The organism is Streptococcus sp. 121 (assembly GCF_016458205.1).
In the GTDB taxonomy this organism is placed as follows: Bacteria; Bacillota; Bacilli; order Lactobacillales; family Streptococcaceae; genus Streptococcus.
Window position 1 is genome coordinate 1 of record NZ_JAEMED010000047.1, and the last position, 14,551, is coordinate 14,551.

9 protein-coding genes are annotated in these 14,551 nt (G+C 44.4%); 4 read left to right on the forward strand and 5 right to left on the reverse strand.

The annotated features are described in order from the left end of the window. Positions 1-6,877, reverse strand: a 6,877-nt coding sequence (locus JEQ21_RS08570) for a DUF1542 domain-containing protein (protein ID WP_199365065.1), incomplete at its 3' end; no start/stop codon positions are given. A gap of 432 nt (positions 6,878-7,309) precedes the next feature. Here JEQ21_RS08570 and JEQ21_RS08575 point away from each other — a divergent pair. From JEQ21_RS08575 to JEQ21_RS08590, 4 genes are read left to right on the forward strand one after another with little or no spacing between them, the layout of a single operon-like run. Continuing rightward, positions 7,310-8,074: an amino acid ABC transporter ATP-binding protein gene (locus JEQ21_RS08575; RefSeq protein WP_196092278.1), complete on the forward strand. Its 765-nt coding sequence runs from the start codon at positions 7,310-7,312 to the stop codon at positions 8,072-8,074. Positions 8,075-8,083: 9 nt separating this feature from the next. After that, positions 8,084-8,890: a transporter substrate-binding domain-containing protein gene (locus tag JEQ21_RS08580; protein ID WP_199365067.1), complete on the forward strand. Its 807-nt coding sequence runs from the start codon at positions 8,084-8,086 to the stop codon at positions 8,888-8,890. 9 nt (positions 8,891-8,899) lie between these two features. Beyond that, on the forward strand, positions 8,900-9,604 hold the full coding sequence (locus JEQ21_RS08585; protein WP_196092276.1) for an amino acid ABC transporter permease: 705 nt from the start codon (positions 8,900-8,902) through the stop codon (positions 9,602-9,604). A 17-nt stretch (positions 9,605-9,621) separates the two neighbouring features. Next, positions 9,622-10,269 (forward strand): amino acid ABC transporter permease, encoded by a 648-nt coding sequence (locus tag JEQ21_RS08590; RefSeq protein ID WP_199365068.1) that lies wholly within the window; start codon positions 9,622-9,624, stop codon positions 10,267-10,269. A 53-nt stretch (positions 10,270-10,322) separates the two neighbouring features. Here JEQ21_RS08590 and JEQ21_RS08595 read toward each other — a convergent pair whose 3' ends face one another. The 4 genes from JEQ21_RS08595 to JEQ21_RS08610 form a co-directional block, all read right to left on the reverse strand. After that, on the reverse strand, positions 10,323-11,564 hold the full coding sequence (locus JEQ21_RS08595) for an NAD(P)H-dependent oxidoreductase (protein WP_196092274.1): 1,242 nt from the start codon (positions 11,562-11,564) through the stop codon (positions 10,323-10,325). 14 nt (positions 11,565-11,578) lie between these two features. Next, a complete protein-coding gene (locus JEQ21_RS08600; protein ID WP_196092273.1) occupies positions 11,579-12,184 on the reverse strand; it encodes an NADPH-dependent FMN reductase in 606 nt (201 codons plus the stop codon). A gap of 73 nt (positions 12,185-12,257) precedes the next feature. Beyond that, the gene (locus JEQ21_RS08605; RefSeq protein WP_199365070.1) at positions 12,258-13,202 is read right to left on the reverse strand and encodes an FAD:protein FMN transferase; all 945 of its coding nucleotides are present in this window, start codon (positions 13,200-13,202) and stop codon (positions 12,258-12,260) included. A gap of 221 nt (positions 13,203-13,423) precedes the next feature. Further along, a partial coding sequence (locus JEQ21_RS08610; protein WP_199365072.1) for a MucBP domain-containing protein occupies positions 13,424-14,551 on the reverse strand: 1,128 nt, incomplete at its 5' end.

Genomic DNA, 14,551 nt, shown 5'->3' on the forward strand with positions numbered 1-14,551 from the left:
TCTTAGCTTCATTCGCTTTAGAGTCAACTTCTGATTTAGCTGTTAATTTTTCTTCATCTGTTAAATCAGTGCGCCCATCTATCTCGTCTTTCTTAGCTTGTGCAGCATCATCGATGGCTTGCTTAGCTGCTGGCTTAGCTACTGGAGATGGATTTTCTGCTTTAATCGCATCAACTCCTGAATCCTTCGCCGCTGTTACATCCGCATCTGTCTTCGCTGCATCTACTGCGTCTTTTGCTTTGGTTGCTTCTGCATCAACCTCAGACTTAGCTGCGTCTTTCTCTTCCTTCGTCAAGTCATCACGACCGTCGATCTCTGCCTTCTTCACTGCTGCTGCGTCATCGATGGCTTGCTTAGCTGCTGGCTTAGCTACTGGAGATGGATTTACCGATCTGATATCTGTTGCACCAGTGTCTTTGTCAGATGATACAGCATCGTTGGTTGTCGCATCATCAACAGCTTTCTTAGCGACAGTTGCTTTAGAATCAACTTCTGATTTAGCTGTTGATTTTTCTTCATCTGTAAGGTCAGTACGAGCATCAATCTCAGACTTCTTAGTTTGGGCAGCTTCGTCAATAGCTGCTTTAGCCGCATTCTTGGCTACCGGATATGGATTTACTGAGTTAACGTCTGTTACACCAGCATCCTTAGCGGAAGTTACTCCATCGTTGGTTGTCGCGTTATCGATGGCTTTCTTCGCGTCAGTGGCTTTAGAATCAACTTCTGATTTAGCTGTTGATTTTTCTTCATCTGTTAAATCAGTGCGCGCATCTATCTCGTCTTTCTTAGCTTGTGCAGCATCATTGATCGCTTTCTTAGCTTCATCCTTAGCCACTGGAGATGGATTCACTGAGTTTATGTCTGTTACACCAGTGTCTTTGGCAGATGATACAGCATCGTTGGTTGTCGCATCATCAACAGCTTTCTTAGCTTCATTCGCTTTAGAGTCAACTTCTGATTTAGCTGTTAATTTTTCTTCATCTGTTAAATCAGCGCGCGCATCAATCTCAGACTTCTTGGCTTGGGCAGCTTCGTCAATAGCTGCTTTAGCCGCTTCCTTGGCTACTGGAGATGGATTTACTGAGTTAATATCTGTTACGCCTGCGTCTTTGGCAGATGATACAGCATCGTTGGTTGTCGCATCATCAACAGCTTTCTTAGCGACAGTTGCTTTAGAATCAACTTCTAATTTAGCAGCTGCCTTCTCTTCGTCTGTGACATCAGGACGAGCATCAATCTCAGACTTCTTGGCTTGAGCAGCATCATCTATCGCTTTCTTAGCGGCATCCTTGGCTACTGGAGATGGGTTTACTGAGTTGATATCCGATACTCCTGCATCTTTAGCGGAAGTCACGCCATCGTTGGTTGTCGCTGAATCAATAGCTTTCTTGGCATCATCGGCTTTTGCATCAACCTCAGACTTAACGGTTGCCTTCTCTTCGTCAGTTAGATCTGAGCGTCCATCGATCTCTGCTTTCTTCGCTGCTGCTGCGTCATCGATGGCTTGCTTGGCTGCTGGCTTAGCTACTGCATCTGGATTTTCTGCTTTAATCGCATCAACTCCTGAATCCTTCGCCGCTGTTACATCCGCATCTGTCTTCGCTGCATCTACTGCGGCTTTTGCTTTGGTTGCTTCTGCATCAACCTTTTCCTTAGCTGCGTCTTTCTCTTCCTTCGTCAAGTCATCACGACCGTCGATCTCTGCTTTCTTCGTTGCTGCTGCGTCATCGATGGCTTGCTTAGCTGCTGGCTTAGCTACTGGAGATGGATTTTCTGCTTTAATCGCATCAACTCCTGAATCCTTCGCCGCTGTTACATCCGCATCTGTTTTAGCCGCATCTACTGCATCTTTTGCTTTGGTTGCTTCTGCATCAACCTCAGACTTAGCTGCGTCTTTCTCTTCCTTCGTCAAGTCATCACGACCGTCGATCTCTGCTTTCTTCGCTGCTGCTGCGTCATCGATGGCTTGCTTGGCTGCTGGCTTAGCTACTGCATCTGGATTTTCTGCTTTAATCGCATCAACTCCTGAATCCTTCGCCGCTGTTACATCCGCATCTGTCTTCGCTGCATCTACTGCGGCTTTTGCTTTGGTTGCTTCTGCATCAACCTTTTCCTTAGCTGCGTCTTTCTCTTCCTTCGTCAAGTCATCACGACCGTCGATCTCTGCTTTCTTCGCTGCTGCTGCGTCACCGATGGCTTGCTTAGCTGCTGGCTTAGCTACTGCATCTGGATTTTCTGCTTTAATCGCATCAACTCCTGAATCCTTCGCCGTCGTTACATCCGCATCTGTCTTCGCTGTATCTACTGCGTCTTTTGCTTTGGTTGCTTCTGCATCAACCTTTGCCTTAGCTGCATCTTTCTCTTCCTTCGTCAAGTCATCACGACCGTCGATCTCTGCTTTCTTCACTGCTGCTGCATCATCGATGGCTTGCTTAGCTGCTGGCTTAGCTACTGGATATGGATTTACCGATCTGATATCTGTTGCACCAGTGTCTTTGGCAGATGATACACCATCGTTGGTTGTCGCTGAATCAATAGCTTTCTTGGCATCATCGGCTTTTGCATCAACCTCAGACTTAGCTGCGTCTTTCTCTTCCTTCGTCAAGTCATCACGACCATCGATCTCTGCTTTCTTCGCTGCTGCTGCGTCGTCGATCGCTGTTTTAGCCGCTTCCTTGGCTACTGGCTCTGGGGTCACTGACTTAATATCCGATACTCCTGCATCTTTAGCGGAAGTCACACCATCGTTGGTTGTCGCAGCGTCGATCGCTTGTTTGGCTTGGTCAGCCTTAGTATCAACATCAGATTTAGCGGTTGATTTTTCTTCATCTGTGAGATCAGGACGAGCGTCAATCTCAGACTTCTTAGCTTGGGCAGCTTCGTCAATAGCTGCTTTAGCCGCTTCCTTGGCTACTGCATCTGGATTTTCTGCTTTAATCGCATCAACTCCTGAATCCTTCGCCGCTGTTACATCCGCATCTGTCTTCGCTGCATCTACTGCGGCTTTTGCTTTGGTTGCTTCTGCATCAACCTCAGACTTAGCTGCGTCTTTCTCTTCCTTCGTCAAGTCATCACGACCGTCGATCTCTGCTTTCTTCGCTGCTGCTGCGTCATCGATGGCTTGCTTGGCTGCTGGCTTAGCTACTGCATCTGGATTTTCTGCTTTAATCGCATCAACTCCTGAATCCTTCGCCGCTGTTACATCCGCATCTGTCTTCGCTGCATCTACTGCGGCTTTTGCTTTGGTTGCTTCTGCATCAACCTTTTCCTTAGCTGCGTCTTTCTCTTCCTTCGTCAAGTCATCACGACCGTCGATCTCTGCTTTCTTCGTTGCTGCTGCGTCATCGATGGCTTGCTTAGCTGCTGGCTTAGCTACTGGAGATGGATTTACCGATCTGATATCTGTTGCACCAGTGTCTTTGGCAGATGATACACCATCGTTGGTTGTCGCTGAATCAATAGCTTTCTTGGCATCATCGGCTTTTGCATCAACCTCAGACTTGGCTGCGTCTTTCTCTTCCTTCGTCAAGTCATCACGACCATCGATCTCTGCTTTCTTCGCTGCTGCTGCGTCGTCGATCGCTGCTTTAGCCGCTTCCTTGGCTACTGGCTCTGGGGTCACTGACTTAATATCCGATACTCCTGCATCTTTAGCGGAAGTCACACCATCGTTGGTTGTCGCAGCGTCGATCGCTTGTTTGGCTTGGTCAGCCTTAGTATCAACATCAGATTTAGCGGTTGATTTTTCTTCATCTGTGAGATCAGGACGAGCGTCAATCTCAGACTTCTTAGCTTGGGCAGCTTCGTCAATAGCTGCTTTAGCCGCTTCCTTGGCTACTGCATCTGGATTTTCTGCTTTAATCGCATCAACTCCTGAATCCTTCGCCGCTGTTACATCCGCATCTGTCTTCGCTGCATCTACTGCGTCTTTTGCTTTGGTTGCTTCTGCATCAACCTCAGACTTAGCTGCGTCTTTCTCTTCCTTCGTCAAGTCATCACGACCGTCGATCTCTGCCTTCTTCACTTGAGCAGCGTCATCGATAGCTTGCTTAGCTGCTGGCTTAGCTACTGCATCTGGATTTTCTGCTTTAATCGCATCAACTCCTGAATCCTTCGCCGCTGTTACATCCGCATCTGTTTTAGCCGCATCTACTGCATCTTTTGCTTTGGTTGCTTCTGCATCAATCTCAGACTTAGCTGCGTCTTTCTCTTCCTTCGTCAAGTCATCACGACCGTCGATCTCTGCTTTCTTCGTTGCTGCTGCGTCATCGATCGCTGCTTTAGCCGCTTCCTTGGCTACTGGCTCTGGGGTCACTGACTTAATATCCGATACTCCTGCATCTTTAGCGGAAGTCACACCATCGTTGGTTGTTGCAGCGTCAATTGCTTTCTTAGCGTCATTCGCCTTGGTATCGACCTCTGATTTAGCAACTGTTTTCTCTTTATCCGTGAGATCCGCACGCGAATCAATCAAGGCTTTCTTAAGATCTACCTCATCGTCGATCGCTTGCCTCGCCTCATTTTTGGCCACAGCTGATGGATTTATGACATCAATGGCATCGATGCCTGTTTGGCGTGCATTATTGACAGCAGCATCATTTTTAGCTGAATGAATGGCCTCTATAGCTTTCGTTACTTCAGAATTTACCTGTGATCGAGCTTGAACTTTCTCTTCCTCAGTTAGATCTTTCCGTTCATCGATTTCCGCCAATTTTTCATCAGCCTTGTCAAATAGATCCCGTTTAGCCGTTTCCTTCGCTTCCCCAACAACTCTAGCAGAGTCAATCAGATTCACCCCAGAATTCTTAGCAGACTCTACAGCATCATTGGTTGTTGCTGCATCAATGGCTTTCTTGGCATCTGCGACCTCTTGATCAACAATCGCTTTGCTTGACTCTTTCTCCTCATCCGTCAGGTCTGTACGAGTATCGATTTCAGACTTCTTGGCTTGAGCTGCGTCATCAATCGCTTGTTTCGCCGCGTTTTTAGTATCAGCTTTGGGATTTACAGCTGAAATAGTGTCGATACCTGTGCTTTTAGCGGATTCAACACTAGCTTTATCCTGAGCTGCATCGACCGCATTTTTGGCATTGGTCGCCTCAGAATCAATCTGAGACTTAGCAGCATCTTTTTCTTCCTTTGTTAATTCATTACGGGCATCAATGGCTGCTTTTTGATCAGTTGCTGCTTGATCAATAGCCTCTTTTGCCCCATTTTTTATATTTGATTTTCCATCCAGCGCATTCTTAGCATCCTCAACCGCTTGTTTGGCATTATCAATCTCCGTTTGGCTGGCGCTTGGATTTTGGATAACCTTGTTGGCATCTTCAACTGCCTTATCATAGACATCCTTCTTATCTTGACTTGCGTCTGTATAATTATCATCAGCTTTAGTGATGTTATCTTGATTTACTGTATCCCTAAGAGGATCCTTATCGGTAACATGAATCACGAATGATTTTTGAGATTCTCTACCAGCACCATCTCTGACCGTCACCGTTACAGGATAGTCGCCCTTCTCTGCAGTAGGATTTCCTGTGACAACTTTATTGTTATAGCTTAATCCATTAGGCAGCCCAGTGACCGTTACAGTTGGATCTCCTTCAGCTATCGTAAAGTCAATTGTTTTTCGGAAAGAAGCGCCTTTGGCGATGGTCTCGTCGGTTAAAGAGACGATATCCGGGTTAAAGGTAATAGTCTTACTTTTATCCATCACCGAGGTAGTTCCATCATAGTTGGTAACCGTCACAACCCCATTATTTGCAACTGAAAATACAGATGTAGGATTGATCCCCTGATTTTTGGGAACAGCTTTGATGGCATTCACGATAGCCTGTTTCTCAGACTCTGTCAGATTATTTCGATCTGCGACAAAGGTCTTAGCTGGGTCGTATAACAGGACCGTAATATCAACCACCTGCTCATCTTTTGATCCATCAGGATAGGTCACGATAACCGTTGGCCTGATATGACGGGGAATACTCATATCCAAATTTTCCTTAAACGAATAAGTAGTCCCACTAGGGTATGAGGTCGTTACAACCGATCGATCCGCTTGATACATCATATTGGGATGATTAATATTCACAGCACGCGGACGTGGAGTTACACCATACTGATCCGCCATTGTACCGTTATTCCGGAAGGCACTTCCACGCGCTACAGTGGCCGTACGACGGAAGGCAGATTCTCTAGAAGCGGACGGTACCAAGGCAAACAGCAATTGGTTTTGCTGGAGTTCACGAATTTCTTGGTTTAACCTGGCTACTTCATTTGAAGCCAGTTTATAACCTTCTGGGACTTGAGCTGGATCCAAAGTGATAGAGACAGTTGCAGGCCGTTCACTTGTTGATACCGTTGCAACTTTTTCAACGGAGCGGATTGCTTCGTTCGTGTTCTGGTTAACAAAGGTCAGCGTATAAGGAATCTCAACTTCTCTTTGATTACTAGTCGCTTTTTCCCCTGACCAATCTTCCTTAACTTCCTCAACTTTAGTAGATTCTTCAACTTTTTCAGTTGTTTCTTTCTTTTCTTCTGTTAAAGGCTTCATTTCTTCCTCAGCCTTAACTTCTGGTTCAGAAGAAGCAGGAAGCTCGCTTGATGTATGTGTTGAAGTTTTAGACTCTACAGAGACAGGTGATTCAACAACTGATTCATTTGTTGATATAATAAGTTCTCGCAACTCCACCGGATTCGTCTGTTCCTTAGCTAGATTTGAACTTGCCAGACCCGTCGATTCTTCCACTTCATCAGCAGAAACACCTGTCCCCATCACCAAAAAGGCAGCGATTGCTACTGATACAACTCCTACATTAAATTTCCGTATTGAGAAACGCTGACGCGTCTCAAACGGGAATTTTCCATTTTTCTTTTTCATGGATATCCTTTCAAAATTTTATTTCCCCTTATTATCCCATAAAGAAAGGATTTACTCAAGAACCTCTATCTCATAAACAAGGTATTTGTAACCCCTTCCCCTGATCTTCAAACTCAATCTCATAAAACTCCAAAAACTAACTCGTGAAGTCCAGACAATGCTAAGTGAGAGTAAGGCGAAACTAACAACGGTTACATTTGATCTTGGAAGAGTATTAACGAATTCCTAGGACAGGATGTTATCGACGAGACTCAAGGACTCTCCCTTAAAGTTCGAATTTCTATTTGTCAGTTTGCAGCTGGTTAAGCAACAGTATCCCCTAGGTAACCTCGTTTATGTGAGAACTTCTGACATAGTTCGTTGCTTGTTTTTGAAAATTTTGGTAAAATACAACAATAAATGATAGTTTATCTGACAAAAAAGGAGAAAAATATGCCGCTTATTCAATTTAAAAACGTCGAAAAGTACTACGGTGATTACCATGCACTTCGGAACATCAACCTAGAAATCGAAAAAGGCCAAGTTGTTGTTCTCCTTGGACCTTCCGGATCAGGCAAATCAACCCTTATTCGAACCATAAACGCCTTAGAATCGATCGAAACTGGAAGTCTAGTCGTAAACGGACACGAACTAGTCCATGCATCAAACCAGGAACTGGTCCAACTTCGAAAAGAAGTTGGAATGGTCTTCCAGCACTTCAACCTCTACCCCCACAAAACGGTTTTAGAAAATGTCACCCTAGCTCCAATCAAAGTACTAGGAATGGACCCAAAGGAAGCCTTGGCCTTAGCCGAAAAATACCTAACCTATGTAAATATGTGGGATCGTAAAGATTCCTATCCTGGTATGCTATCCGGTGGACAAAAACAACGTGTAGCCATCGCTCGTGGCTTGGCCATGAAGCCTGAATTACTTCTATTCGATGAACCAACTTCTGCCTTGGACCCAGAAACCATCGGCGATGTCTTAACCGTCATGCAAAAGCTAGCCCGAAGCGGAACCAATATGGTCGTTGTGACCCATGAAATGGGATTCGCTCGTGAAGTAGCGGACCGTATCATTTTCATGGCGGATGGAGAAATCTTGGTCGATACCACTGATGTTCACGGCTTCTTCGACAACCCTCAAGAACCACGCGCTCAACAATTTCTCAGCAAAATTATCAACCATACCAGTGATAACGTAAAAGAAGACTAGGAGGAAGCCATGAATCTTTCCAAATACCTTAAATTTCTAGCAGGTTTCTGTTTAAGCCTCCTCTTCCTATCGACAAGCGTTGCTGCAACCGAACTCCCTGACCAAGTTCAAAAAATTAAAGATACAGGTGTCTTGCGTGTTGGTGTTAAACAAGACGTTCCCAATTTCGGTTACCTCGACCCCAAAGACAATCAATACCATGGCATGGAAATCGATATCGCTCAACAAATTGCCAAGGAATTAGGCGTGAAAATCGAGTACACCCCCGTAACATCCCATACGCGGGAACCGTTGATGGATAACGGTCAAGTTGACCTCATCATCGCCACGTATACGATTACCCCGCAAAGACAAGAATCTTACGCGATCTCAACACCCTACTACTACGACGAAATCGGATTTTTAGTAAACCAAAAATCCGGCATCAAGAGTCCAAAAGGTTTAGATGGTAAGACTATTGGGGTTTCCCAAGGTTCAACAACTAAAGCAAATCTTCAGGCTTTTGCCAAAGAAAATGGACTCTCTTTCATTTTTGTAGAACTGGGGTCCTTCCCTGAATTGGCAATCTCCCTTTACGCACAACGGATTGACGCCTTTTCTGTCGATAAATCCATTCTATCCGGTTACACCAGCAAACAAACGCAAATCCTAGATCAAGGATTTAATACACAAGAATACGGAATTGCCAGCAAAAAGACGAATACTGAATTGATTGACTACATTGATAACCTCATTGAAAAATGGACCCAAGACGGTACACTCAAACAAATTCAGGATTCGTACAATCTGAAGTCCGCTCAACCTACAGAAGACTAAGGAGGAAATATGTTACACGCAACAACTTCAACCAGCCCCTTCGCTTTAAGTAGATGGGCTGCCTTATTTCAGGAATCCGCTAGTTTCTTCCAAGGCTTTCTCTACACCCTTGGTTTGTCTATCGGGTCTCTTGCTTTAGCCATGCTTCTCGGTATCCTTTTTGCAATCATGGCGTCAAGTCAAAACAAATTCGCCCAATCTTGCTCTCGGGTCTTTGTGGAATTTTTCCAGAATACGCCACTGCTAGTTCACTTTGTCTTTGTCTTTTATGGCCTAGCCATTGTATCGCAGGGAACAATCATGATTTCAGCCTTTTGGACCGGCATTCTTTGTGTCGGCCTCTACCACGGGGCATATATTGCAGAAGTATTCCGTTCCGGTATCGAGGCTGTCCCTAAAGGGCAAATGGAAGCTGCCCTCTCTCAAGGTTTTAGTTATGGGGAGAGCATGCGGTTAATCATTATTCCTCAGGCAATTCGAACCATCCTTCCTCCACTGACCAACCAAGTGGTAAACTTAATTAAAAACACTGCAACCGTAGCTATTATTTCGGGTGCAGACATCATGTTCGTCGCTAAATCCTGGGCCTTTGAAAGCACCAACTATGTTCCCGCCTTTGCCGGCGCTGCTCTTCTTTATTTCATCCTCTGCTTCCCACTAGCTAGCTGGGGAAGAAGAATTGAAGAAGCCAATAAGCAGACCTACACACTTTAATTTAGAAAGGAACGGCTATGTCTGAACTTTTTACCAGTTACAACCTCAGTTTCCTTCTACAGGGCTTAGGGCTCACACTGCTCATCTCTGCGTCCGCGATTGTGTTATCTACCTTCTTTGGGACCATTCTGGCCCTGATGCGTAACAGTAGCTATCGTTTCCTCAAACTCTTAGCGGGTATCTATATTGAGTTTGTCAGAAATGTCCCTAACTTGCTGTGGATTTTCATTATCTTTTTGGTCTTTCAGGTCAAATCCCTACCTGCAGGGATTCTATCCTTTACCATTTTTACATCTGCAGCACTGGCAGAAATCATCCGAGGCGGCCTCAATGCAATTGATCAGGGACAAACTGAGGCCGGCCTCTCTCAAGGCTTTACCAGTTACCAGATTTTTACACTCATCATTTTCCCACAGGCCTTTCGCAAAATGTTGCCAGCGATTATTTCCCAATTCGTGACAGTGATCAAAGACACTTCCTTCCTCTATTCGGTTATTGCCCTTCAAGAACTCTTTGGTAAGAGCCAAATCTTGATGGGACGCCACTTCCAACCCGAACAAGTGTTTACCCTCTATGCATTCGTCGCACTGACTTATTTTATTATCAACTTCCTAATCTCCAGTTTATCCCGAAGACTTGCCCTTCGTTGGAAAGAGCAACAATAAAATACTCAAAAACCCCCAAGCGCTTGGGGGTTTTTCGGCTATAGAGGATTGACTCAGGCGTGTTCAGAAGCACCTGATGAAGCATCTGCTGCAGGTGCCGCGGATGCAGGACCGCCTTGTGCATCAGAAGCCCCGCTTGTAGCATCTGCAGCTGCGGCAGCAGCCGGTCTCACAGATCCACCGACGAGGGATTGGCCTGTTGTTTCTAAATACCAGTCCAACCACGGTTTAAAGTTGAAGACAATCTCATTAATACCCGCATAAGATCCATCTGGATAGTACATCGCCTGATAATTATGGGTGTTAATAATATGTTCTGAAGGATTTGGTACAAGGGTCCGAACATATTCTTGGTTTCCATTGCGCAACGTTCCAACAACCCACTCAACATTTTTCATCCGATTTGCGGGTAGACTATTATGCACTGTCCCCAAGCGACTTCCAGACTGGGCAGGCACCCGTTTGGCCAACATGGTACTTGGATCTTGGTGAGCATTGTTGTAGTACAAGAACTGGTTGTTGTCATCTGCATAGGTCAATTCAAATGGCATTGAGTTGAGGAACATATTAATCTGATCAACCGTTAAAATACCGTGATCTAAGCGGACATAGGTATTACCGGATACAGCCCCCGTAATTTCAGCCACTTTTTCAACCCATTCTGGATCATCTGGATCCACTTCTGTAATGGTAGTTGCAATTGGGTTATTACAGTACAAATCTTCTGGAAGAATTGGTTTTGGTTTCCGAAGTTTTGAAACCACTTGTACATATTTAATGAAATTGTCCACACAGGATTCTAAAAAGTTAACAGTTCCTTCACTGATGATATTTCCGTTTTCATCAAATGCTTCCTTGGCTTTACCAAGCAAGAACTCATTTCCAGGTAGGGTATAGGCATTCACGCCAGGAGCATCTAAAATTTTTCTCAAATGAGTTTGGGCACGGGAAGTTCCCTGATCATGGTAGGAGGCCCCTACAATCATGATTGGTTTACTTTCCAGTGGATGAACCTTGTACGACAACCATTCTAAGACACTCTTTAAGGCAGCTGTAATGGTATGGTTGTGTTCTGGTGTCGCAATGATGACACCATCTGCGCGTGTAATTTTATTATTTAATAGACGTAATTGAAAATGCGCTTCCCAGTCTTCGTCTTGGTTGAACATTGGAATGTCTGTGATTTCTAAAATCTCCAATTCAAACCGCGTTTTAAAGTGTTTTCGAATAAATTCTAACAATGTGCGGTTGTATGACTGTTCTGCGTTTGATCCAACGATTCCTACAAATTTCATTCTTTCTCCCTCTCTTATGACAAGTTTTCCCAGTCAAAGTTTTCAGCTTCTTGACGTAGTAATTCTTGGGCATTTGACAATTTACTTGTTACTTTCACAAAAACACGAAAATCATCGAAAATTGCCTCTAATTTTTGAATAATCCGTGCATCCCTTAAGTTCCCATCATAGTCAAAAGCTTCAAGGGAGTGTGACAGTAAAAATTCATCTGGCAAGACATTCGCCTTAAGCTCAGGAGCATTTAAAATTTGACGCAATTGTAACTGGGCCCGTGACGAACCCAAAGTTCCGTAAGAAGCACCCGTAATCATCACCGGCTTATTCAAAAGTGGATAAATTCCATAAGATAACCAAGCCAAGGCATTCATCAACACTGCAGGAATTGAATGATCATATTCCGGTGTTCCAATAATAACCCCTTCTGCTTCCTCAATTTTACGAGCAATTTCGAGGACGGATTCTGGTACTTCTTTATTGGCCGGTTTATTAAAAACTGGTAGAGCACTAATTTCAACTAACTCAATCTCAGCCTTATCCTGAAAATGACGCTCTATATACTGAAGCAACTGACGGTTTGTAGATTTCGATGAATTTGTTCCAACAATTCCAATAAGTTTCATAGTCTTTTCCATTTCTATTTTTTCTACCTTTTTAAGTTTTCCTGTTGAATGGGAAGAGGCTTCGTTCTCCCCATCACGAAGGTCGCTGCCAAATAAAAGTCTTTTCAAGGCCACTAGATAACATAATCCGATTGTCATCCGTAATGAGAATCCCTTCAATACCAGGCTCCTGTTCAATCTGCCACAGAACCACTTCCAAACGTAAACCGAACAAACGAGTCGTCCATAACTCACACTCCAAGGATGTCGGTGCAACTATGGTTAAACTCGCCAAACTTGTCTCAATTGGATAACCTGTGGTCCGGTCAAAAATATGATGGTAGCGCTTGTTTCCAATCTGCAAATAGCGCTCATAAATCCCCGAGGTCACTACAGACCCTCCATCAATTGGAAGCAGTCCTAAATTCTCTCCTCTAGGCCGCTTGGGGTCCTGAATTCCAATCAACCAATTCCCATCCGGTCGGGCTAAATTCCTCCCCCAGACACGAACATTCCCCCCAAGATTAATCAAGATCGCTTGAATCCCTGGGTGATTTCGAGCATAGTCGATGACCTTATCCGCAATATAGCCCTTGGCCAAGGCACCTAAATCAAGCTTCATCCCTTGAACCTCAAGATAAACACTCTTAACTGTCGAATCCAGTTGAATAGCCCGAGGGTCTGAATGTCGTAAAGCATTTTGAATCTCATCAACTGTCGGTAGCTTGGCGTCATTAAACCCTATTCTCCAGGTTTGCACCAAGCCTCCGATGGCAATATTCAAATTACTAGGATCAGCTAAACTATGCTTCTTACCAATTTGAATCAAGTCAAAGAGATCCGGATGGACTTGAATCGCCTCAATTCCAGCCTGTTGATTCACTTGATTTAGTTCTGATTGTTTATCATTTGCGCTAAAACGCAAGGTATACGTTTCTAATAGTTGACGAATCTCCTTCAGACAGAGACTTGGCGCATCTGCTTCTATCTGAACATCGATAAGAGTTCCCATCATTTTTATCTGACAACTACTCTTCACTCCCGCCCCTTTCTTTTTCTTTTTTGAAATAATAAGGAAAACTTACACATCTATGATAACGCTTTCTTTATTAAAAGTCAACTACTCCCCGCATTTTATTTTGAGCAATAAAGGAAAAATACGATTCCTGTCACAAAGTAAAAACCCTGCCTCCAATCGGAAGCAGGGTTTTCATCAAATCGATTGGTTGTTCATGAAATCAAATGCGATTCCAATGATTACTAATCTTCTTCACGCCGTTTTCTAGCTTTCAAACCAACCACTCCAAGAAGTGAGGCAATACCTAATGCTGTTAGGGCAGCAGAAGAATCTTCACCAGTCTCTGGAAGTTGTTGCTCTGCATAAGTTGGTTGAGCAGGACGCGGCTGAGGCTTAGGCTCAGGTTGTGGCTCTGGCTTAGGCTCTGGCTTAGGCTCAGGTTGTGGCTCTGGCTTAGGCTCAGGTTGTGGCTCTGGCTTAGGCTCAGGCTGTGGCTCTGGCTTAGGCTCAGGTTGTGGAGTTGGATCCGGATTTTTCTCATAAGGTACCGGTGTATCCTTAGCAGGATCATTCGGATCTACGATTGAAGGCGGAATATAACCCTTCGTTGGATCCTCTGGATCAACTGGTTTCAATGGATTACCATTTGGATCTTTTGGTGTATAACCTGGGATGTATGGTAATGGTGGATTATTACTTGGATCCTCTGGAGTTTCATCATACGGTACTTTTGGAATTTCCTTACCTGGTTCAGTTGGAATAAATGGAATATAGCTTCCCAATTCACGGTACACATAGGTCACATGAGTTGATCCCTCTGTAACCTTACCAGTCTCGTTACCTTGAGTTTTACCTGGTACCAAGATGTAACGTTTACCATCCTTCTCAATAATCCGAGGTTTGTTGTCTGTGGTGTCATAAGGAGTGTCCACATCGCTTTCTGGTGTATCCACTACATCTTTCGCGATGGTTTCACCCTTCTCATTCACATAATGAACAACAACGTTACCCTTCTTCACTTCAGGTGTTGGATCTGGAGTTACCGGTACGTATGGTACTGGTGTATCCTTACCTGGATCGTTTGGATCTGTGATGGATGGTGGAACGTAACCCTTGGTTGGATCGTCTGGATCAACTGGTTTCAACGGCTCATTTGTTCCTGGTACTTTTGGTTCGTATCCTGGAATGTATGGCAATGGTGGGTTATTGCTTGGATCCTCTGGGGTTTCATCGTATGGTACTGGTGGTTTATCTGTTCCTGGTTTTGTTGGATCATAGCCATTTGGATCTTTTGGATCTCCATTTTCAGGAATGTATGGAATGTACTTACCTAACTCACGGTATACATAAGTGACTGTCTTCGTACCTTC